At 70.6% G+C, this 20047-nt stretch carries 18 protein-coding genes; 6 read left to right on the forward strand and 12 right to left on the reverse strand.

Going from position 1 to position 20047, the window contains the following annotated elements:
- Positions 1-85 precede the first annotated feature (85 nt).
- Positions 86-1066, forward strand: a complete 981-nt coding sequence (locus AB0898_RS28325) for a DUF6397 family protein (RefSeq protein WP_366805853.1) — start codon at positions 86-88, stop codon at positions 1064-1066.
- On the opposite strand, the gene AB0898_RS28330 is transcribed toward AB0898_RS28325, so the two are convergent.
- Together AB0898_RS28330 and AB0898_RS28335 are read right to left on the reverse strand one after the other, a co-directional pair.
- Positions 1053-1919: an acyl-CoA thioesterase II gene (locus tag AB0898_RS28330; RefSeq protein WP_366805854.1), complete on the reverse strand. Its 867-nt coding sequence runs from the start codon at positions 1917-1919 to the stop codon at positions 1053-1055. The genes AB0898_RS28325 and AB0898_RS28330 overlap by 14 nt on opposite strands.
- A gap of 19 nt (positions 1920-1938) precedes the next feature.
- The gene (locus AB0898_RS28335; RefSeq protein ID WP_366805855.1) at positions 1939-4452 is read right to left on the reverse strand and encodes a DUF3516 domain-containing protein; all 2514 of its coding nucleotides are present in this window, start codon (positions 4450-4452) and stop codon (positions 1939-1941) included.
- 145 nt (positions 4453-4597) lie between these two features.
- Between AB0898_RS28335 and AB0898_RS28340 the strand changes: the two genes are divergently transcribed.
- On the forward strand, positions 4598-5392 hold the full coding sequence (locus AB0898_RS28340) for a metal-dependent hydrolase (RefSeq protein WP_366805856.1): 795 nt from the start codon (positions 4598-4600) through the stop codon (positions 5390-5392).
- Between the two features lie 14 nt (positions 5393-5406).
- Here the strand turns inward: AB0898_RS28340 and AB0898_RS28345 are convergent, their stop codons facing one another.
- From AB0898_RS28345 to AB0898_RS28365, 5 genes are all read right to left on the reverse strand, one after another.
- On the reverse strand, positions 5407-5670 hold the full coding sequence (locus AB0898_RS28345; RefSeq protein ID WP_361784477.1) for a type B 50S ribosomal protein L31: 264 nt from the start codon (positions 5668-5670) through the stop codon (positions 5407-5409).
- Between the two features lie 42 nt (positions 5671-5712).
- A complete protein-coding gene (locus tag AB0898_RS28350; RefSeq protein WP_366805857.1) occupies positions 5713-6183 on the reverse strand; it encodes a DUF5709 domain-containing protein in 471 nt (156 codons plus the stop codon).
- 258 nt (positions 6184-6441) lie between these two features.
- Positions 6442-8223 (reverse strand): ABC transporter ATP-binding protein, encoded by a 1782-nt coding sequence (locus AB0898_RS28355; protein ID WP_366805858.1) that lies wholly within the window; start codon positions 8221-8223, stop codon positions 6442-6444.
- A complete protein-coding gene (locus AB0898_RS28360) occupies positions 8220-10124 on the reverse strand; it encodes an ABC transporter ATP-binding protein (protein WP_366805860.1) in 1905 nt (634 codons plus the stop codon). The genes AB0898_RS28355 and AB0898_RS28360 overlap by 4 nt, the downstream gene beginning before the upstream one ends.
- Before the next feature lie 162 nt (positions 10125-10286).
- Complete coding sequence (locus AB0898_RS28365) at positions 10287-10736, reverse strand: MarR family transcriptional regulator (protein ID WP_366805861.1); 450 nt, start codon at positions 10734-10736, stop codon at positions 10287-10289.
- 117 nt (positions 10737-10853) lie between these two features.
- Here AB0898_RS28365 and AB0898_RS28370 point away from each other — a divergent pair, with 117 nt between their 5' ends.
- Together AB0898_RS28370 and mltG are read left to right on the forward strand one after the other, a co-directional pair.
- Positions 10854-12656: an ABC transporter ATP-binding protein gene (locus AB0898_RS28370; RefSeq protein ID WP_366805862.1), complete on the forward strand. Its 1803-nt coding sequence runs from the start codon at positions 10854-10856 to the stop codon at positions 12654-12656.
- Positions 12657-12724: 68 nt separating this feature from the next.
- The gene (gene mltG, locus AB0898_RS28375) at positions 12725-13609 is read left to right on the forward strand and encodes an endolytic transglycosylase MltG (protein WP_366805864.1); all 885 of its coding nucleotides are present in this window, start codon (positions 12725-12727) and stop codon (positions 13607-13609) included.
- 84 nt (positions 13610-13693) lie between these two features.
- On the opposite strand, the gene AB0898_RS28380 is transcribed toward mltG, so the two are convergent.
- The 5 genes from AB0898_RS28380 to AB0898_RS28400 form a co-directional block, all read right to left on the reverse strand.
- Entirely contained in the window at positions 13694-14854 is a 1161-nt protein-coding gene (locus AB0898_RS28380) for an LLM class flavin-dependent oxidoreductase (protein ID WP_366805865.1), read from the reverse strand.
- A gap of 17 nt (positions 14855-14871) precedes the next feature.
- Positions 14872-15888: an ABC transporter substrate-binding protein gene (locus AB0898_RS28385; protein ID WP_366805866.1), complete on the reverse strand. Its 1017-nt coding sequence runs from the start codon at positions 15886-15888 to the stop codon at positions 14872-14874.
- 101 nt (positions 15889-15989) lie between these two features.
- Positions 15990-16745, reverse strand: a complete 756-nt coding sequence (locus AB0898_RS28390; protein WP_366805867.1) for an ABC transporter ATP-binding protein — start codon at positions 16743-16745, stop codon at positions 15990-15992.
- Positions 16718-17593 carry an ABC transporter permease gene (locus AB0898_RS28395; protein WP_366805868.1) on the reverse strand — a complete coding sequence of 292 codons (876 nt, stop codon included), beginning with the start codon at positions 17591-17593 and terminating at the stop codon, positions 16718-16720. Before AB0898_RS28395 ends, AB0898_RS28390 begins: the two co-directional genes overlap by 28 nt.
- A 180-nt stretch (positions 17594-17773) precedes the next feature.
- A complete protein-coding gene (locus tag AB0898_RS28400; RefSeq protein ID WP_313884353.1) occupies positions 17774-17857 on the reverse strand; it encodes a putative leader peptide in 84 nt (27 codons plus the stop codon).
- A gap of 148 nt (positions 17858-18005) precedes the next feature.
- On the opposite strand from AB0898_RS28400, the gene AB0898_RS28405 reads away from it, so the two are divergent.
- Together AB0898_RS28405 and AB0898_RS28410 are read left to right on the forward strand one after the other, a co-directional pair.
- Positions 18006-18428: a secondary thiamine-phosphate synthase enzyme YjbQ gene (locus AB0898_RS28405; RefSeq protein WP_366805869.1), complete on the forward strand. Its 423-nt coding sequence runs from the start codon at positions 18006-18008 to the stop codon at positions 18426-18428.
- An 84-nt stretch (positions 18429-18512) separates the two neighbouring features.
- Positions 18513-20036: a recombinase family protein gene (locus AB0898_RS28410; RefSeq protein ID WP_366805870.1), complete on the forward strand. Its 1524-nt coding sequence runs from the start codon at positions 18513-18515 to the stop codon at positions 20034-20036.
- The last annotated feature ends 11 nt before the right edge of the window (positions 20037-20047 follow it).

The raw sequence follows: 20047 nt of genomic DNA on the forward strand, positions 1-20047 counted from the left end.
GCCACGCACAGCGCGGAAACGGCTACGGTGTGTGCACGGCGAACGCACAGGGCGTGAGCCACACACTCCACGGGGGAGTACGACCATGCCGGGAACCATCCTGACCACACCGAACCCCACCACCTGCGTACCGAGCCGCGCCGCACGGGAACTGGGGCTGAACCGGGCCGAGTTCGAGCTCGCCGTCCAGCTCGGCCGCATCCGGACCGTGCGTGACGAGGGCGGCAACGGCCGCCGCGTCGAGCGGGCGGAGATCGACCGCATCCGTGCCGAGGACGGCTTCCCGGACACCCTCCGGACGCGCGTACGGCTGGTGACCACGACCGGGGCCGCAGCGCTCATGGACATCTCTCCAGGCCGGTTCGCCCGGCTCGCCCGCCTGGGCCTGCTGGTGCCGGTGCGCTTCTACCTCAACCGCTACCGGGTCGTGGTCTGGCAGTATCTCGCCGAGGAAGCGGAGCAGTTCGCGGCACGCGACGTGAACACCCATCTCCTGAAGGGCCGGACGCCCGAGACCCTGCGAAGCCAGGTGGCGGCAGGTGTGGACCTGCGCCCCCGCAACTGGCGCGGCCGCCATCTCGGATTCCTGCTGAGGGACGCGGAAGGCGACCCCTGGGCGCGGGCCGGAGCGCTGGCGTCCCTGCTGCCGCCCGACGAGGTCGTGGCCGCCACCGAGAGCCCCGCCGAGCGGGCGCGCCTGGAGCGGCTCCGCCCGGTGCCACCGCGCCACGGCGCTCCGGGCACCCCGTCCGCGGACATCGCCGAGGAACTCATGACGGCGCAGGACCCGGACGAGATCATGTGGCTGCGCGCGGATCTGGAGCAGACGTTGGCGCAGGCCCGGGCCGGCTCGCAGAAGGAGCGACCGCGAGCCCGCTCCCCCCGCCCGAGCCCCGCTTCGATGCGACGCCGGCCCGGTCCGCCGGTTCGCCCGCAGACTCCGGAGGCCGCACGGGAACGCCGACGGCTCCTGGCATGGCTGCGCGGCCGCCGCGCCCGGAACGCCGTGATGGCGGCCGGCGCCGGGCGCTCCGACGGAACGCGCACCTGCCTCAGAGGGACCTGAACAGGCCTTCCTGGACGACCGACACCAGCAGATTCCCCTGCTGGTCGTAGATGCGGCCGCGTGCCAGGCCCCGGCCGCCGATCGCGATCGGGGACTCCTGGTCGTACAGGAACCACTCGTCGGCGCGGAACGGCCGGTGGAACCACATGGCGTGGTCCAGCGAGGCCATGTCGAAGTTCCGCTGTCCCCACAGGGGTTCGACCGGGATGCGGACCGCGTCCAGGAGGGTCATGTCACTCGCGTAGGTCAGCGCGCAGGTGTGCACCAGCGGATCGTCGCCGAGCGGTCCGACCGCACGCATCCACACCGCGCTGCGGGGGTCGGCGCCGTCGATCTCCTCCCGGTTCCAGCGCAGCCGGTCGACATAGCGGATGTCGAAGGGCTGGCGGCGGGCCATCCGCTCCAGGGCTTCCGGCAGTGCGCCCAGGTGCTTGCGGATCTCCTCGGCGACCGGTGGCAGCGATTCCGGGTCCGGCAGCTCACGGGCCGGCGGCAGCTGGTGCTCGAACGGTCCTTCCTCGGGCTTGTGAAAGGAGGCGGTCAGATTGAAGATCGTGCGGCCCTGCTGCACGGCCGTGACCCGCCGGGTGGTGAACGAGCGTCCGTCGCGGACGCGCTCCACCTGGTACACGATCGGCACGCCGGGGCGACCCGGCCGCAGGAAGTACGCGTGCAGCGAGTGCACGGGGCGGTCGCCTTCGGTGGTGCGCCCGGCGGCGACCAGTGCCTGGCCGGCGACCTGGCCGCCGAAGACCCGCTGGAGGGATTCCTGCGGGCTTCGGCCACGGAAGATGTTGACCTCGATCTGCTCAAGGTCGAGCAGGTCTACCAGGCTCTCGGCCGGGTTCGTCATCGGTGGGTTCTCCTGTTGCTTACAGCTGGCCGACATCGGTGACACGGACGACCGCACGGCCCTCCGCGTCGGAGGCGGCGAGGTCGACTTCCGCGCTGATGCCCCAGTCGTGGTCATCGTTCGGGTCGTCGAAGATCTGGCGGACGCGCCACAGCTTGTTCTGCGGCTCCTCCTCGATCACCAGCAGCTTGGGGCCGCGGGCGTCCGGTCCGGTGCCGAGGTCGTCGTACTCGTCCCAGTACTTGTCCATGGCCTCGCCCCAGGCGTCGGCGTCCCAGCCGGCCTCGGCGTCCATCTCGCCCAGCGCCTCGACCTGGTCCAGGGCGGCCAGCTCCACACGGCGGAAGAGGGCGTTGCGGACGAGGACACGGAAGGCCCGCGCGTTGGCGGTGACCGGCTTCACCTGGTCGGCCTTCTCCTGGGCCTCCTCGGCGGTCATCTCCGCCGGGTTGGCCAGCTGCTCCCACTCGTCCAGCAGGCTGGAGTCCACCTGGCGGACCATCTCGCCGAGCCACTCGATGAGGTCCTGGAGATCTTCGGACTTGAGGTCGTCCGGGATGGTGTGGTCGAGGGTCTTGTAGGCACTGGCGAGGTAACGCAGCACGATGCCCTCGGTGCGGGCGAGTTCGTAGAAGGACACCAGCTCCGTGAAGGACATCGCCCGTTCGTACATGTCGCGGACGACCGACTTCGGCGACAGCGGGTGGTCGCCGACCCACGGGTGGCTCTTGCGGTAGGTGTTGTAGGCGTGGAAGAGCAGCTCTTCCAGGGGCTTCGGGTACGTGATGTCCTGGAGGCGCTCCATGCGCTCCTCGTACTCGACACCGTCCGCCTTCATGGCCGCCACGGCCTCACCGCGCACCTTGTTCTGCTGGGCGACCAGGATCTGGCGCGGGTCGTCCAGCGTGGACTCGACCACGGACAGCATGTCGAGTGCGTAGGACGGCGACTCGGGGTCGAGCAGCTCGAACGAGGCGAGCGCGAACGTGGACAGCGGCTGGTTGAGCGCGAAGTCCTGCTGGAGATCGACCGTGAGACGCACGATGCGGCCGTCGGCGTCCGGCTTGTCGAGTTTCTCGACGATGCCGCCGTCCAGCAGCGAACGGTAGATCGCGATCGCCCGGCGGATGTGCCTGAGCTGCTGCTTGCGCGGCTCGTGGTTGTCCTCAAGGAGGTGGCGCATCGCCTCGAAGGCGTTGCCGGGCCGCGCGATCACCGACAGCAGCATCGTGTGCGTCACCCGGAACCGCGAGGTCAGAGGCTCGGGTTCGGAGGTGATCAGCTTGTCGAAGGTGTTCTCCGTCCAGCCGACGAACCCCTCGGGAGCCTTCTTGCGCACCACCTTGCGGCGCTTCTTCGGGTCGTCGCCCGCCTTCGCGAGAGCCTTCTCGTTCTCGATGACGTGCTCGGGAGCCTGCGCGACGACGAGACCGGCGGTGTCGAAGCCCGCCCGCCCGGCCCGGCCCGCGATCTGGTGGAACTCCCGCGCCCGCAGTGTGCGCACCCGGCTGCCGTCGTACTTGGTCAGCGCGGTGAACAGCACCGTGCGGATGGGCACGTTGACGCCCACGCCGAGGGTGTCCGTGCCGCAGATGACCTTCAGCAGACCGGCCTGCGCCAGCTTCTCCACCAGGCGCCGGTACTTGGGCAGCATGCCGGCGTGGTGCACGCCGATGCCGTGCCGTACGTAACGGGACAGGTTCTGGCCGAACTTGGTGGTGAAGCGGAAGTTGCCGATCAGCTCGGCGATCCGCTCCTTCTCCTCGCGCGTGCACATGTTGATGCTCATCAGCGCCTGCGCCCGCTCCACGGCCTGCGCCTGGGTGAAGTGCACGATGTACACCGGTGCCTGCTTGGTCTCCAGCAGGTCGGTGAGGGTCTCGGTGAGCGGGGTGAGCCGGTACTCGTAGGAGAGCGGCACCGGGCGCGTGGCCGAACGGACCACCGAGGTGGGCCGGCCGGTGCGGCGGGTGAGGTCCTTCTCGAAGAAGGAGACGTCACCGAGTGTGGCCGACATCAGGATGAACTGCGCCTGGGGCAGTTCGAGGAGCGGGATCTGCCAGGCCCAGCCGCGGTCGCCCTCCGAGTAGTAGTGGAACTCGTCCATCACGACCTGGCCGACATCGGCGTTCTTGCCGTCGCGCAGGGCGATGGACGCCAGGACCTCGGCGGTGCAGCAGATCACGGGCGCGTCGGCGTTCACCGAGGCGTCGCCGGTGAGCATGCCGACGTTCTCGGTGCCGAAGAGCTTGCAGAGCTCGAAGAACTTCTCCGAGACCAGGGCCTTGATCGGGGCGGTGTAGAAGGTGACCTCGTCACGGGCCAGCGCGGCGAAGTGAGCGCCCGCGGCGATCATGCTCTTGCCCGAGCCGGTGGGCGTCGAGACGATCACGTTCGCCCCGGACACCACCTCGATCAGCGCCTCCTCCTGGTGGGGGTAGAGCGTGAGACCGCGCTCGTCGGCCCACGACTCGAAGGCTTCGTACAGGGCGTCGGGGTCGGCGGTCGGCGGCAGCTGATCGATGAGGGTCACGCCCCCATCTTGCCTGGCCCGAGCGTCAACCGGGGAATCGGCTGTTGCCTCCATGATCATGGCAGCTACGCTGTGTCGCCGACGGAGCGTCAACGCTCCGGGTCAACTGCACAGTGGTACACGAGGAATGGGGCGGAAAGCGGCCATGATGGGACCAGCACACTCACTGTCGGGAGCCGCTGCCTGGCTCGGTGTGGGAGCCGCCACCGCGGCCTTCGGCCACCCGATGCCCTGGCCGGTTCTGCTGGTGGGCGCCCTGATCTGCGCGGGTGCCGCGCTCGCCCCGGACCTCGATCACAAGGCGGCCACGATCTCGCGGTCGTTCGGGCCGGTGTCGCGCAGGGTCTGCGAAGTCGTCGACAAACTGTCCTACGCCGTCTACAAGGCGACCAGGAAGCCGGGCGACCCGCGCCGCTCGGGCGGGCACCGCACGCTCACCCACACCTGGCTGTGGGCGGTCCTGATCGGAGCCGCCTGCTCGGCGGTGGCGATCACCTGCGGCCGCTGGGGGGTCCTGGTGATCCTCTTCGCGCACATGGTGCTGGCCATCGAGGGCCTGCTGTGGCGGGCGGCCCGCGGCTCCAGCAGCGATGTCCTGGTCTGGCTGCTCGCCGCGACCAGCGCCTGGATCCTGGCGGGAATGCTGGACAAGGACGGCAACGGCTCGCACTGGCTGTTCGACGCCCAGGGCCAGGAGTACCTGTGGCTGGGCCTGCCGATCATCCTGGGCGCACTGGTCCACGACATCGGGGACGCGCTGACCGTCTCCGGCTGCCCGATTCTGTGGCCCATCCCCATCGGACGCAAGCGCTGGTACCCGGTGGGCCCGCCGAAGGCCATGCGGTTCCGGGCGGGCAGCTGGGTCGAGATCAAGGTGCTGATGCCCGTCTTCATGGTGCTCGGCGGCGTGGGCTGTGCCGCGGCCCTCAACGTGATCTGACGCGCGGCTCCCGCTCAGGTCGCCTCGCCGGAGTCCGCCCCGCCGTACCGGCGCTCGAAGCGGGCGACGCGGCCCTCGGTGTCCACGGTGCGTGCCTTGCCCGTGTAGAAGGGGTGGCTCTCCGACGAGATCTCCACGTCGATCACGGGGTAGGTCTCGCCGTCGTCCCACTCGATGGTCTGCTCGCTGACCGCGGTCGACCGGGTCAGAAAGGCGTACCCGGCGGCCCGGTCGCGGAAGACCACGGGACGGTACTCGGGGTGCTTGTCCTGCTGCATGGCGGCTCCTCGCGCGGGGCGGTGGGGCAGAACGCGGGCGGATCAGCCGGGGAAGGAGTCCTCGTCGACGATGTGCACCGCTGCCTCCTCGGCGCTGGCGGCGGCGCCGTCGATGCCGACATCGGTGGCCACGAGCGCGCTCTCGTCGTCCTCGTGCGTTCCTTCGTCGGGGGCGACCAGCCGGCCCGAGCGAAGTCGGCCGACCTCGTTGTCCAGCAGTTCGCCGTCGCCGCCGTCGTAGTCGCCGAGGCCGTCACCGTCGGGAGCGGCGGCATCGGGCAGTTCCTCGGCGAGCCGCTGGTCGAGGGTCTCCCCGGCCCGGCGCTCCGCCGCCGTCACCCCGTCGTGCTCCACCGCCCACGGCCGCTCCGGTGGGGACCAGCCCCGGTCGAGCGGGTCGGCGACGCCGTCGGAGATCAGGGTGTCGTCGGCGTCCAGCGGCCCGGCGTCCTCCTGGATGTCGGAAGGGTCGGGCTGGTAGACGTCGTCCCCCCAGCCGTCGGCGCTGTTCACGGGAACCTCCAGGTCGTGAGCGCGGCCGGGCGCCATCGCGTGGCGCGGTGGCCCGGCTGCGCGGCTTTCGCACGGCGAGGACCGGACCGTCCCCCGGCGTCCCCCGGACCGGTCTCCTTGTCCAGCCTTCCATCCCGGTTCGGGACCGCGCAACGGCACACCGTCCGGCGCGGGGCCGGGCGGCATGCCGCCGAGGGTGTGGTCCGGCACCTGCGTCCGCCCGGTCACCAGGGCGGACGGAGCGGTGCGGCCGTGACATCAGCCGTGCCAGGACCGCCACAGTGCCGCGTACGCCCCGTCCGCCGCGACCAGTTCCTCGTGACTCCCCAGCTCGCTGATGCGGCCGTTCTCCACGACGGCGATCACGTCGGCGTCGTGCGCGGTGTGCAGCCGGTGCGCGATGGCGACCACGGTGCGGCCGTCGAGGACACGGGCCAGGGAGCGTTCCAGATGGCGTGCCGCGCGCGGGTCCAGGAGCGAGGTCGCCTCGTCCAGGACCAGCGTGTGCGGGTCGGCCAGCACCAGCCGGGCCAGCGCGATCTGCTGGGCCTGCGCCGGGGTCAGCGCCAGCCCGCCCGAGCCCACCTCGGTGTCGAGGCCGTCGTCCAGCGCACGCGCCCAGCCGTCCGCGTCGACGGCGCCGAGCGCCGCCCACAGCGCCGCGTCCTCCGCTCCGGCACGGGCCAGCAGGAGGTTGTCACGCAGGGAACCCACGAAGACATGGTGCTCCTGGTTGACGAGGGCGACGTGCGCGCGGACGCGCTCGGCGGTCATCCGCGACAGTTCGGCACCGCCCAGGGTGACGCGTCCGGCGCGGGGCGCGTAGATGCCGGCGAGCAGCCTGCCCAGCGTGGACTTGCCCGCGCCGGAGGGGCCGACCAGGGCCAGCCGGGTGCCCGGCGCGACCTCCAGGGACACCTGGCGCAGTACGTCGACGCCCTCGCGGTAGCCGAAGTGGACGCGCTCCGCGTGGACGTCCCGGCCGTCGGGGGCGAGTGTCGCCTCGCCCGCGTCCGGTTCGATGTCCCGCACCCCGACCAGGCGGGCCAGGGACACCTGGGCGACCTGCACCTCGTCGTACCAGCGAAGGATCAGGTTCACCGGGTCGACCAGCATCTGGGCGATCAGGGCGCCCGTCGTCAGCTGGCCCACACTGATCCAGCCGCGCAGGACGAAGAAGCCGCCGACCATGAGCGCCGAACCGAGCACGATGACGTGCACGGCGCTGATCACGGGGAAGAGCACCGAGCGCAGCCAGAGGGTGTACCGCTCCCACGCGGTCCATTCCTGGATCCGCCGGTCCGACAGGGCGACCCGGCGCGCGCCCAGGCGGTGCGCCTCGATGGTGTGACCCGCGTCCACGCTCTCCGCGAGGGCGGCGGCCACGGCGGCGTACCCGGCCGACTCCGAGCGGTAGCCCGAGGGGGCCCGCTTGAAGTACCAGCGGCATCCGGCGGCCAGCACGGGCACCGCGAGCAGTACGGCGGCCGCCAGCGGGGGAGCCGTCACGACGAGCCCGCCGAGCAGGAGCAACGCCCAGACGACACCGATGGCCAGCTGTGGCACGGCCTCCCGCATGGCGTTGGCCAGGCGGTCGATGTCGGTGGTGATGCGGGAGAGCAGGTCGCCCGTGCCCGCGCGCTCCAGCACGCCCGGCGGCAGCCCCACCGAACGGACGAGAAAGTCCTCGCGCAGGTCGGCCAGCATGCGCTCGCCGAGCATCGCGCCCCGCAGCCGCACCTCGCGGACGAACAGCGCCTGTACGGCCAGCGCGATCACGAACAGGCCGATCGTCAGCCCGAGATGCAGCTCGCGGGCGTCGTCCGAGAGCCGTTCGACAAGGCCGCCGAGCAGGTACGGGCCGACCATGGAGGCGATCACGGCAACCGTGTTGACGCCGATGAGGAGCAGGAAGGCCCGGCGATGCCGACGGAACAGTTCGGCGACGTAGGCGCGTACCGTCGCGGCCGCGCCGACCGGGAGGGTGGTCGCGGTGGTAGGGGCCGCCGGGTCGTACGCCGGTGGCGCGACGCCGATCATGCGCTCTCCTCGATCTCTTCGAGCCGGTCGAGTTCGCCCAGCAGGGCGTCTTTGTCGTCCCGTTCCAGCCGGCCGGTCAGGCCGGTGGTGCCGTCGCGGGTGCTGCCGTCCTGTTCGTCCTCGGTCTCGCGGGTCACCACGGACCGGTACCGCGGGTCGGTGGCGATCAGCTCGCGGTGCGGTCCGGTCGCGGCGACGGTTCCCTCGTGGAGGAAGACCACGCTGTCCGCGCGGTCCAGCAGGAGGGGCGAGGAGGTGAAGACCACGGTGGTGCGGCCGGAGCGGAGCCCGCGCAGTCCCTCGGCGATCCGCGCCTCGGTGTGCGAGTCCACGGCCGAGGTCGGCTCGTCCAGGACCAGGACCTCCGGGTCCGTGACGAGCGACCTGGCCAGGGCCAGCCGCTGGCGCTGGCCCCCCGACAGGGAGCGGCCGCGTTCCGTGACGCGGGTGTCCATGGGGTCCGAGGCGTCGAGCGAAGCCTGGGCCAGGGCGTCCAGCACGTCCTCGCACTGGGCGGCGGCGAGCGCGTCCTCGGCCCGGACGGCGCCGGACGCGGGCACGTCGAGCAGTTCGCGCAGGGACCCCGACAGCAGCACCGGGTCCTTGTCCTGGACGAGGACGGCGGTGCGGGCCCGGTCGAGCGGGAGGTCGTTCAGCGCCACCCCGCCGAGCAGCACGGACGGGCCCGGTTCGGCGGGATGGCCGCCCAGACGGGCCGCCAGCTCACCCGCCGCGTCCGGGTCGCCGCACACCACGGCGGTGAACCGGCCGGCGGAGGCGACGAGTCCGGTGAGGGGGTCGTACAGGTCGCCGCCCGGCACCTCGGCGGTGTCCGCGCCGCCGGTGACCGCGCTCTCGGCCCGCGCGCCCTTGGTGCCGCTGCCCTCGCTGCCCTCGGTGTCCGTCGGGCGCCGGAGAGACAGGACGCGTGCCGCACGTGTCGCGGAGGGGCGCGAGAAGGAGAAGGCCATCGCGATCTCCTCGAAATGGCGCATCGGATAGTTGAGGACCATGACCGCGCTGTAGACGGTGACCAGTTCACCGACCGTCACCCGGCCGTCGCGGGCCAGCTGGACGCCGTGCCAGACAACCACGATCAGCAGCAGGCCCGGCACCACCACCTGGATCGCGGAGATGAGCGACCACATGCGGGCGCTGCGCACGGCGGCGTGCCGCACCTCCTGCGAGGCGCTGCGGTAGCGGGTGAGGAACAGCTCCTCGCCGCCGATGCCACGCAGCACGCGCAGCCCGGCGACGGTGTCCGAGGCGAGTTCGGTGGCCCGGCCCGCCTTCTCGCGCTGGACGTCGGCCCGGCGCGTGGCCCGGGGGAGCAGCGGCAGCACCGCGAGCGCCACGAGTGGAAGGCCCACCGCGACGACCACACCGAGAGCGGGCTGATAGACGATGAGAGCGACACAGACGAGGACCACCGTCAGCGCGGCGGCGGTGAAACGGGAGACGGCCTCCACGAACCAGCCGATCTTCTCCACGTCACCGGTGGACACGGCCACCACCTCGCCCGCCGCCACGCGCCGGGTCAGCGCGGATCCCAGGTGTGCGGCCTTGCGCGCCAGGAGTTGCTGGAGCCGGGCGGCCGCCGTGATCCAGTTGGTGACGGCGGCCCGGTGCAGGAAGGTGTCGCCCACGGCGACACATGTGCCGCAGAGCAGCAGCAGACCGCCGGTCCGGAAGAGACCGGAGGCCGAGCCCTTCACGGCTGCCTCGACGGCCAGCCCGACGCAGAAGGGCAGTGCGCAGACGGCGGAGAAGTGCACCAGACCCCAGAGCAACGCCTTGAGCTGGCCGCCCAGTTGGTTGCGGAAGAGCCACCACAGCAGGTGCGGACCCGAGCGTGCGTCGGCCACGCCCGGATCGGAGTACGGAAGGTCTTGGATCTGCATGGCGTCCCAGAGGCTCGTGTCCGGAGGAGGGCGACAGACGGCGGCAAGCCGTGAAAGGGTCGCCTCGCACGGCGGTGAATTTCAACCGGTTTTCCCGGTCCGCCGTGAGATTCCGTGGAGCCGCGCCGTCCGCCGTTCCGATGCCGCGGGGACGCCCGCCGTTCAACAGGGCTTGGGGAGATCCCCGTCCATCAGGGTGTCCAGCAGCAGACCGAGCAGCTGCCGCTCCTTGTCGGTGAGCGGGGCGAGGATCTCCTCGGCCGCCGAGCGGCGCGCGCCGCGCAGTTCGCGCATCGTCGCGCGTCCTTCGTCCGTCAGCTCGATACGGGTCACCCGGCGGTTCGCCGGGTCCGGCATCCGGCGTACCTTGCCGCTCGCCTCCAGTCCGTCGACCAGAGTCGTCACGGCTCGCGGCACCACCTCCAGCCGCTCGGCCAGGTCGGCCATGCGCGGGGGCGAGTCGTAGTGGGTGAGGACGCGCAGCAGCCGGGACTGGGCCGGGGTGACGCCCAGGTCGCGCTGCTCCAGGTGACGCTTCTGGATGCGGTGCACCCGGCGGGTGAGCCGCAGCAACTGCTCCGCGAGAGCGCTTTCGGGGTCGGGGGTGCTCATGCCGGGAACAATATCAGGACCCCATTCATTGTGAGTATAGGTAACAATGAGCTATGCTCTTCAAGTCATCGTCGGCCGGCCCGCGTGGCCGGCCCCTTCCCACCTCCGTAGGAGCCCATGAAGCCCGAACGTGAAATCACCTGGAACCCACCTGCCGACTCAGGGCAGCAGCCCCGGCAGGTGCGCCGCATCCTGAAGCTCTTCCGGCCCTATCGCGGCCGACTGGCGATCGTCGCCCTGCTGGTCGGAGCGGCCTCGCTGGTCTCCGTGGCCGCGCCGTTCCTCCTGAGGGAGATCCTCGACGTCGCCATCCCGCAGCGCCGCACCGGTCTGCTGAGCCTCCTCGCGCTCGGCATGATCCTCAGCGCGGTCCTCTCCAGCGTCTTCGGCGTCCTGCAGACGCTGATCTCGACCACCGTCGGCCAGCGCGTCATGCACGACCTGCGCACCGCCGTCTACGGCCGTCTCCAGCAGATGTCGCTCGCCTTCTTCACCCGCACCCGCACCGGCGAGGTGCAGTCCCGCATCGCCAACGACATCGGCGGAATGCAGGCCACGGTCACCTCCACCGCGACCTCGCTGGTGTCCAACGCCACCAGCGTCATCGCCACCGTCGTCGCCATGGTCGCGCTCGACTGGCGGCTCACGGTCGTCTCTCTGGTCCTGCTGCCGGTCTTCGTCTGGATCAGCCGCCGCGTCGGCGCGGAGCGTAAACGCATCACCACCCGGCGCCAGAAGCAGATGGCCGCGATGGCCGCCACCGTCACCGAGTCGCTGTCCGTCAGCGGCATCCTGCTCGGCCGCACCATGGGCCGCTCGGAATCCCTCACGGCGGGCTTCGCGGCGGAGTCCGAAGGGCTGGTCGATCTGGAGGTCAGATCGAGCATGGCCGGCCGCTGGCGCATGGCTGTGATCACGATCGTGATGGCCGCGATGCCCGCCGTCATCTACTGGGCCGCCGGTCTGGCGCTCCGGTTCGGCGGCCCCGAGGTCTCGCTCGGCACGCTCGTCGCCTTTGTCTCCCTTCAGCAGGGCCTGTTCCGCCCGGCCGTGAGCCTGCTGGCGACCGGCGTCCAGATCCAGACCTCGCTGGCCCTCTTCCAGCGCATCTTCGAGTACCTGGACCTGCCGATCGACATCACCGAACGCGCCCGGCCCGTCCACCTCGACGAGATCAAGGGCGAGGTCCGCTTCGAGAACGTCGAGTTCCGCTACGACGACAAGGGCGGCGCCGTCCTCGACGGCATCGACCTCACCGTGCCCGCCGGAAGCGGCCTCGCCGTGGTCGGACCCACCGGCGCCGGCAAGTCCACACTCGGCTATCTGGTGCCCCGGCTGTACGACGTCACCGGCGGCCGCGTCACCGTGGACGGTGTGGACGTCCGCGACCTCGACTTCGACACCCTCGCCCGCGCGGTCGGCGTCGTCTCCCAGGAGACGTACCTCTTCCACGCCTCGGTCGCCGACAACCTCCGCTTCGCCAAACCGGACGCCACCGACGAAGAACTGCACGAGGCCGCCCGGGCCGCCCAGATCCACGACCACATCGCGGCGCTGCCCGACGGGTACGACACGGTCGTCGGAGAGCGCGGACACCGCTTCTCCGGTGGCGAGAAGCAGCGGTTGGCGATCGCCCGCACCATCCTGCGCAATCCGCCGGTCCTCATCCTCGACGAGGCGACCAGCGCCCTGGACACCCGCACCGAGGCCGCCGTCCAGGACGCCATCGACACCCTGGCGGCCGACCGCACGACCATCACCATCGCCCACCGGCTGTCCACGGTCCGCGACGCCGACCAGATCGTCGTCCTCGACTCCGGGCGCATAGCCGAGCGCGGCACGCACGAGGAACTGCTCGACCAGGACGGACGCTATGCAGCCCTCGTGCGCCGGGATGCCCAGCTGACTCCTGTCGCCTGACCTGCGACCGGGGCACACGAGCCGATGATATGCCAGGAATGAGGTGATATGCGTACTACCGTGCCCGCATGAACATCAACACTCCGTCACGGAGCACGATGCGACTGACGCGCCGGGGCAGACTCGTCCTCGCCGGGGTCGGCACCGTTCTGGCCGGCACCGCCGTGGCGGTGTCGCTGATCGGCCTCCTCCGCGGGGAGTCGCAGACGGGGACCCTGGTCATCCCCGAGGGCTGGCGCGCGAGCCAGATCTACGACGCCGTCGACAAGGCCCTCGAACTGAAACCGGGCACCACCCGCAAGGCCGCTCCCAAGGCCGGACTGAAGCTGTCGAACGACGCCGAGGGCAACCCCGAGGGATACCTGTTCCCGGCCACCTACCCCCTCAGAACGGACACCACGGCGGAGTCGTTGCTGCGGATGATGGTCGACACCGCCAACGACAAGTTCAACGCCACGCCCGTCGCCGCCGGGGCCCAGCGCAACTCGCTGAACGTCTACCAGGCCGTCACCATCGCGAGCATCGTCCAGGCCGAGGCCGGGAGCAAGGCCGACATGGGCAAGGTGGCCCGGGTCGTGTTCAACCGGCTGGAGCGCGGGATGCCGCTCCAGATGGACGCCACCCTCAACTACGCGCTGAACCGCCACATCCTGCGCACCAGCACCGACGACACCCGCATCGACAGCCCGTACAACTCCTACCAGCGCATGGGGCTCCCGCCCACCCCGATCGGCAACCCCGGCGAGGACGCGATGCGGGCCGTACTCAGTCCGCCGGCGGGCGACTGGCTGTACTTCGTCACGGTCAAGCCCGGGGACACCCGCTTCAGCTCCGACTACATCGAGCACATGCGCAACGTGACCGAGTTCAACGAGCAGCGGACCTCCACGGCGCACCCCGGCACACCGAGCGGCAGCCCGCACCGGACACCGGCGGCCGGGGCGCCGCGCTGAGGCCGAGCGGACGGTACGGCGGGCGGCGGGCCCGGCAGGGCAGTGCGTCCCCCGGACCCGCCCGCCGCAGGTGTCCGTCCGGAGTCAGCGTCCGCCCGCCACCAGCAGCGGCGCACCGCCGCCGGAGTCCTCGGCAGCCGTGCGGTCCAGCAGGCCGCGCGCGGCGAGTTCGGGGATCACGCCCTCGCCGAACCAGTACGCCTCCTCCAGGTGCGGATAGCCAGAGAGGACGAAGTGCTCGATGCCGAGCGCGTGGTACTCCTCGATGAGGTCGGCCACCTCCGCGTGACTGCCGACCAGCGCGGTTCCCGCGCCGCCGCGCACCAGGCCGACACCGGCCCACAGGTTCGGGTGGATCTCCAGCTGGTCGCGGGAGCCGCCGTGCAGCTCCAGCATCCGGCGCTGCCCCACCGACTCGCTGCGCCCGAGCGCGGCCTGCGCGGCGGCGATGGTGTCGGCGTCGAGATCGTCGAGGAGCCGGTCCGCCGTGGCCCACGCCTCGGCGGAGGAATCCCGTGAGATGGTGTGCAGCCGGACACCGAAGCGGACCGTGCGTCCCTCGCGTTCGGCCAGCGAGCGGATCCAGTCGATTTTCTCCTTCACCTGGGCCGGAGGCTCGCCCCAGGTGAGATACACATCGGCGTGCCGGGCTGCCACGGGCCCCGCGGCCTGCGAGGAACCGCCGAAGAACACCTCCGGCACCGGGTCGGGCGGCAGCGCGGTGAGGCCGCCGTCCACCTGGTAGTGGGTGCCGTGGAAGTCGTACGGCTCGCCCCGCCAGACTCCGCGGACGATCGACAGGAACTCGTCCGTGCGCTCGTAGCGGCGGTCGTGGTCGAGGTGGTCGCCGAAGCGGCGCTGTTCGGAGGAGTCGCCGCCGGTCACCACGTTGAGCAGCAGCCGGCCCCGGGTCACCCGCTGATAGGTGGCGGCCATCTGCGCGGCCAGGGTCGGGGAGAGCAGCCCGGGACGGAACGCCACCAGGAACTTCAGCCGTTCGGTGTGCTGGGAGAGGGCGGCGGTGATCAGCCACGCGTCCTCGCACCAGGTGCCGGTCGGCGTCAGCACCGCCTCGAAACCCAGCCGTTCGGCGGCTTTGGCGATCTGCGCCAGATACTCGATGTCGGGCGTGCGCAGTCCGGGTGTCTTGCGGCCGGCCTGGCCGTTCGGGCCGTAGGCGTGGCGGTCCACCAGGGTCCGGCCGTCGCCGCCCGTGGGGAGGAACCAGTGCAGTCGTACGGTCATCTCGGGTACCTCCTGTGTCAGTTCCGGGCCGGGGCGGTGGTCGACGGCGGAAGGTCGCCGTTGAAGCGCGTGTCCACGAAGTCGCCGAAGTCGACCTTCTTCGGGATGAGCCCCAGCGCGGTGAAGGTGTCGGCGATCTGCTGCTCGGAGGCGACGAGGGGCTTGTCGACGGCGACCGAGACACGGGTGGAGTTGGTGCGCCGTACGGAGGCGAGCGCCACCTCGTAGGGCAGTCCGGTGTCCTTCGCCCACACCTTGGCCCACTCCTCCTGGTGGTCGTGGACCCAGACCTGTGCGCGCCGCAGCCGGGCCAGGTAGTCCTTGACGGCGGCGGCCTTCTTCGGGTCGCGCAGCGCGCCGGGCGCGGCCACCTGGAAGGCCAGCCCGTTGGTGACGCCCTCGCCGGTGGTGAGCACCCGCCCTTGCCTGGCCTGGAGCACCTGGGAGGTGTACGGATCCCAGACCGCCCAGGCGTCGACCTTGCCGGAGTTGAACGCGGCGAGCGCGTCGGCCGGCTGGAGGTACTTGACCTTGACGTCCTTGAGGGTCAGCCCGGCCGCCTTGAGAGAGGCGACCAGCTGGTAGTGCGCGGACGAGCCCTGCGCGACGGCCACGGACCGGCCCTTGAGCTGCTTCGGAGCGGTGAGTTTCGACCCCTTCGGCACGAGAATGGCGTCGCCGAGCGAGGTGCCGTGCTGAGCGGCCACCACCGCGATCTTCGAACCGGCACCGGCCGCGAAGACGGGCGGGGTGTTGCCGACGCCGCCGATGTCGACGGCCCTGGCGTTGACGGCTTCGAGCAGGGGCGGCCCTGAGGTGAACGTCGACCACTTGATCCGGTACTTCAGGTTCTTCAGCTCTCCGGCGGCCCGCAGGACGGCTTCGGAGCCGCCCTTCTGGTCACCGACGGCGAGGGTGACGGACCCGGAACCGTCGGTGTCGGTACCCGTCCCGGCGGTCGCGTCGCCACCGCAGGAGGTGACCAGGAGGGCGAGGGGGAGGAGCAGTGCGGCGGGGAGCAGGCGTCGTCGCATGGCGGTTCCGTTCGTGTACGGAGGCGTGTAAGGGGCGCGTACGGGGGGTGGGGGGGAGTGCGCGGGCTCTGCGCACCCGGCACAAGTCGGGACAGCGGGAGTCAGGCGGCTTCGGCGGCCGTGTCGACGCCGAGCCGTTCCAGCAGGCCGGCGCGGATCTCCGCGAACCGGGGGTCGGTGATGTCGCGCGGCCGGTCGAGCGCGACCCGCTGCTCGTGGGCGATGCGGCCGCCGTCCATCACCAGTACGCGGTCGGCGAGCAGGACGGCCTCCTCGACGTCGTGGGTGACGAGCAGTACCGCACAGCCCCGGCGCCGCCACACCTCGCCGACCAGCCGCTGGGCCTTGATCCGGGTGAGCGCGTCGAGCGCGCCGAACGGCTCGTCGAGGAGCAGGAGATCGGGCTCGCGCACCAGGGCGCGGGCCAGGGAGGCCCGCTGTGCCTCACCGCCGGAGAGCGTCTTCGGCCAGGCGTCGGCGCGGTGTCCGAGGCCCACCTCCTCCAGCACACGGTCCGCGAGGGCACGCTCGGGCCTGCCGGGCAGACCCAGGACGACGTTGCGCCACACCTTCTTCCACGGCATGAGCCGGGGCGCCTGGAAGGCGACCGCCCGGCGGCGCGGCACGAGGACGGTCCCCTCGATGTCCCGGTCAAGACCGGCCAGGACGCGCAGCAGCGTCGACTTGCCGCAGCCGCTGCGGCCGAGCAGCGCGACGAACTCGCCGGGCGCGATGTCCAGCGTGAGGTCGTCGATGACGGCGCGGCCGTCGAAGGAGCGGGTCAGCCCCTCGACGCGTACGACCTGGGAGAACCCGGTCTTCGCGGGGCTCACCGGCCCGTGAACGTCGGTCGCCATTGCAGCAGCAGCCTTTCGAGGGAGCGGACGATGAAGTCGGTGAGCAGGCCGAGGAAGGCGTAGACGATGAGGCAGACCACGATCACGTCGGTGCGCAGGAAGTCGCGGGCCTGGACCATCAGGAAGCCGATGCCGGAGTCGGCGTTGACCTGTTCGGCGAAGACCAGGGCGAGCCAGGAGACACCGAGCGCGTAGCGCAGTCCGGTGAGGGCGCCGGGGAGCGCGCCCGGTAGGACGACATGGCGTACCAGCCCCCAGCGGGACAGCCCCAACGACTCGCCCGCCTCGATGAGTTGGGAGTCGACTCCGCGTATCCCGGCGTAGACGTTGAGGTAGAGCGGGAAGGTCACGCCGAGCGTGATGATGGCGATTTTCGGGGTCTCGCCGATGCCGAACCAGATGATGAACAGCGGGATGAGACCGACGAACGGCACCGTCCGCAGCATCTGCACCGGGGCGTCCACCAGGTCCTCGCCGATCCGGAACAGCCCCGAGACCAGGGCGAGTCCGACGCCGGTCACGGTGCCGAACGCCAGCCCCGCCGCGACACGGCCGAGCGAGGTGGCCACGGCCGAGGGCAGCGAACCGTCCCCGACGAGGCCGGCGCCGACCCGCGCGATGCGTCCCGGCGAGGCGAGTACGTCGGGTGTCAGCACCCCGGTGGCGCTGAGGAGTTGCCACAGGAGAAGCAGCAGCAGGGGGCCGGCGGTGCGGCGCAGCCAGCGCGGGACGCGGGCGCGGCGAGAGGAGGCGGGGACGAGGCGCTGGAGGGAGTCGGACGCGAGAGGAGCGGATATGCCGGATGTATCCGGATCGTGGGCGCTGGGTGGGGCATGGCTGATGCTCATGGCTGCTCCACGGAGGTGAGGTGGGGCGCGGGACGCGGCTTCGTGCCGGTCCGGATCAGGGGTCACCGGACGGGACGGCGCGGCCGGGCACGTGGTCACGAGGGGTACGCGAGCACGGCGTACGGATGCCGCGGAGACCGCCCCGGACGGGGGACGGCGGTGGGAAGAACGGGAAGGGCGTCAGCGGCCGCGACGACACGCGGCGGAGGCCACCCGCAGCAGGTCGATGTGACCGCGCGTGGTGAGCAGGGCTGAACGCAACATGCGGGTGAAAGTAGCCAGCCGGCCGGCCGCGGGTCAACGGTGTCTCGCCTGATGGACCGTGTGTATCGGAGAACGAGCACGCCTCGTCCCGGGCGGAACCGGTCGCGTCGAAGGGCGTGAAGTCCCGGGTCCGGGTGAGGATGGGAGCATGTCAGATGCCTTCACCACGCGCGTGCTCAACATCACCACCGGTTCCCACGAGCGGGTCGTCGATCTCACCGGCGAGTGCGAGGACTTCCTGCGCGAGGCGGCGCACGGGCGCGACGGACTCCTCAACGTCTTCGTCCCCCACGCGACCTGCGGAATCGCCGTCCTCGAAACCGGCGCCGGCAGCGACGACGACCTCCTCGCCACCCTGCACACCCTGCTCCCCGCCGACGACCGCTGGCAACACCGCCACGGCAGCCCCGGCCACGGCCGCGACCACGTCCTCCCCGCACTCGTCCCACCCCACGCGACCCTGCCGGTGATCGACGGGCGACTGGCGCTGGGGACTTGGCAGTCGGTGTGTCTGGTGGACACCAACATCTCTAATGTCAACCGTCAGGTTCGACTGAGCTTTATGGGCTGACCAAGATCATCCTGGGTGTGGCCGCCAAATCTCCGTACCTTGCGTGCTCGAAACGGAGAAGTCTTGCGCGGTACGGACCTGAACATGATCGAACGCCCCTACGACGGATGCGGGAAGTGCCTGCTCGGCGTGCGCCGGCTGTCGCGGATGAAGCTCGCTACGTCGTCCCCGGAGCGACAGAGGGAGGACGTACTTACCGTCGCGGCGTCTGTCGGCGGCCACATCATCGACTGGGCCGACGACTGGGAGGTGTCGGGTGCCACTGACCCGATGACGCGGCCGAAGCTGGGCCCCTGGCTTCGCGACCAGAAGGGCCCATACGACGGAATGGTGGCTGCGGCCGTCGACCGCCTGGGCCGTAACGTCGTGGACTGCCTCAACACCGGCTACAAGATGCGGGACGAGGGCAAACTGCTCGTCACCTACGGCCATGACGGTCCGTGGAACCTGGATGACCCGGTCGACGAGAACCGCTTCACCATGGAGGCATGGGGCGCGCAGATGGAGTTGCGCGCCATCCAACGTCGAAACCGTAACGCGACCGAGAAGACGCGGGCTGCAGGACGGCCGAAGGGGAAGCCGTCCTACGGATTTCAGTACGTGCGGACCGTGATGGGAGGCAGGATTGATCATGTTGTCCTGCATCCGCACGCCTCGACTGTCATCCGTACGGTCGCCCGCCGTGTCCTGGCTGATCCTGAGAATGTCACTCCCAGCAGCGAGGCGGCGCGCCTGAGTCGCGCCGGAGAGCTCTCACCTGCCGACCATTTGGCCGTGATGTACGGGAAGCCGCCGGGTGGCAACCCCTGGCAGCCGACGAGCCTGAAGAACATCCTTCTGTCTGAGGCGGCTCTGGGTTACTTGATGCACCAGCACAAGCCGGTGATCGATCGAGAAGGAAACCCCGTGCGGCTCTGCGAGGGGCTGTGGGACCGTCCGACTCACGACGCCCTGAAGAAAGCCTTGATCCCCAGGAAGACGCCCTGGATCGGCCGTCGAACCAACCGGGATTACTTGCTCACGGAGCTGGCGCTGTGCGGGCAGTGCCACAACCGGCTGTACACGCAGACCTCCCACGACCAGCCGCCTCGCTACGTGTGCACCGCCAGGAACAAGGGATGGCTGAACGCGCAGGACTGTCGGCCTGCGCCGCTGATACGTGTACAACTACTGGACGCGTACGTCGAGGAATGGTTCCTGCAGAAGTTCGGCGACGGAATGATCTTTGAGACGGTCTACGACGCAGGGAACGGCGTGGCGGAACGCATGGCTGAACTTCGGGCCAGTCGGGAGCGCCTGCGGGCTGACCGTGAGGCAGGCATCTATGACGCGCCAGATGACGCCGAGTGGTTCCGCGAGAAGTACGCAGCCATGGGACAAGCCCTGGCAGAGCTTGAACTGGAGCCGGAACGCTTGCCGGGTATGGTCCGGCGGCCAACGGGAGAGACCGTTCAGGATCGCTGGGACAAGGCGTTGAACGTCCAGGCCCGTAAGGAGATCCTCATGGACTTCGGTGTGAGGGTCGTTCTCTATCCGAATTCAGCACCGGTGCGTTGGGTGGCAGGCGTTGTGCATGGACCCGAACGGGATCCTGCGGGCATCGCGTGAAGTCAGCGGGC

Source organism: Streptomyces sp. NPDC005435 (assembly GCF_040703155.1).
Lineage (GTDB): Bacteria > Actinomycetota > Actinomycetes > Streptomycetales > Streptomycetaceae > Streptomyces.

Bases quoted from the DNA above. Each gene is read 5' to 3' on its own strand.
- AB0898_RS28325 (WP_366805853.1), top strand. From the start codon at position 86: ATGCCGGGAACCATCCTGACCACACCGAACCCCACCACCTGCGTACCG.
- AB0898_RS28330 (WP_366805854.1), bottom strand. From the start codon at position 1,919: ATGACGAACCCGGCCGAGAGCCTGGTAGACCTGCTCGACCTTGAGCAG.
- AB0898_RS28340 (WP_366805856.1), top strand. From the start codon at position 4,598: ATGATGGGACCAGCACACTCACTGTCGGGAGCCGCTGCCTGGCTCGGT.
- AB0898_RS28345 (WP_361784477.1), bottom strand. From the start codon at position 5,670: ATGCAGCAGGACAAGCACCCCGAGTACCGTCCCGTGGTCTTCCGCGAC.
- AB0898_RS28355 (WP_366805858.1), bottom strand. From the start codon at position 8,223: ATGATCGGCGTCGCGCCACCGGCGTACGACCCGGCGGCCCCTACCACC.
- AB0898_RS28360 (WP_366805860.1), bottom strand. From the start codon at position 10,124: ATGCAGATCCAAGACCTTCCGTACTCCGATCCGGGCGTGGCCGACGCA.
- AB0898_RS28365 (WP_366805861.1), bottom strand. From the start codon at position 10,736: ATGAGCACCCCCGACCCCGAAAGCGCTCTCGCGGAGCAGTTGCTGCGG.
- AB0898_RS28370 (WP_366805862.1), top strand. From the start codon at position 10,854: ATGAAGCCCGAACGTGAAATCACCTGGAACCCACCTGCCGACTCAGGG.
- mltG (WP_366805864.1), top strand. From the start codon at position 12,725: ATGAACATCAACACTCCGTCACGGAGCACGATGCGACTGACGCGCCGG.
- AB0898_RS28380 (WP_366805865.1), bottom strand. From the start codon at position 14,854: ATGACCGTACGACTGCACTGGTTCCTCCCCACGGGCGGCGACGGCCGG.
- AB0898_RS28385 (WP_366805866.1), bottom strand. From the start codon at position 15,888: ATGCGACGACGCCTGCTCCCCGCCGCACTGCTCCTCCCCCTCGCCCTC.
- AB0898_RS28390 (WP_366805867.1), bottom strand. From the start codon at position 16,745: ATGGCGACCGACGTTCACGGGCCGGTGAGCCCCGCGAAGACCGGGTTC.
- AB0898_RS28395 (WP_366805868.1), bottom strand. From the start codon at position 17,593: ATGAGCATCAGCCATGCCCCACCCAGCGCCCACGATCCGGATACATCC.
- AB0898_RS28400 (WP_313884353.1), bottom strand. From the start codon at position 17,857: ATGTTGCGTTCAGCCCTGCTCACCACGCGCGGTCACATCGACCTGCTG.
- AB0898_RS28405 (WP_366805869.1), top strand. From the start codon at position 18,006: ATGTCAGATGCCTTCACCACGCGCGTGCTCAACATCACCACCGGTTCC.
- AB0898_RS28410 (WP_366805870.1), top strand. From the start codon at position 18,513: ATGATCGAACGCCCCTACGACGGATGCGGGAAGTGCCTGCTCGGCGTG.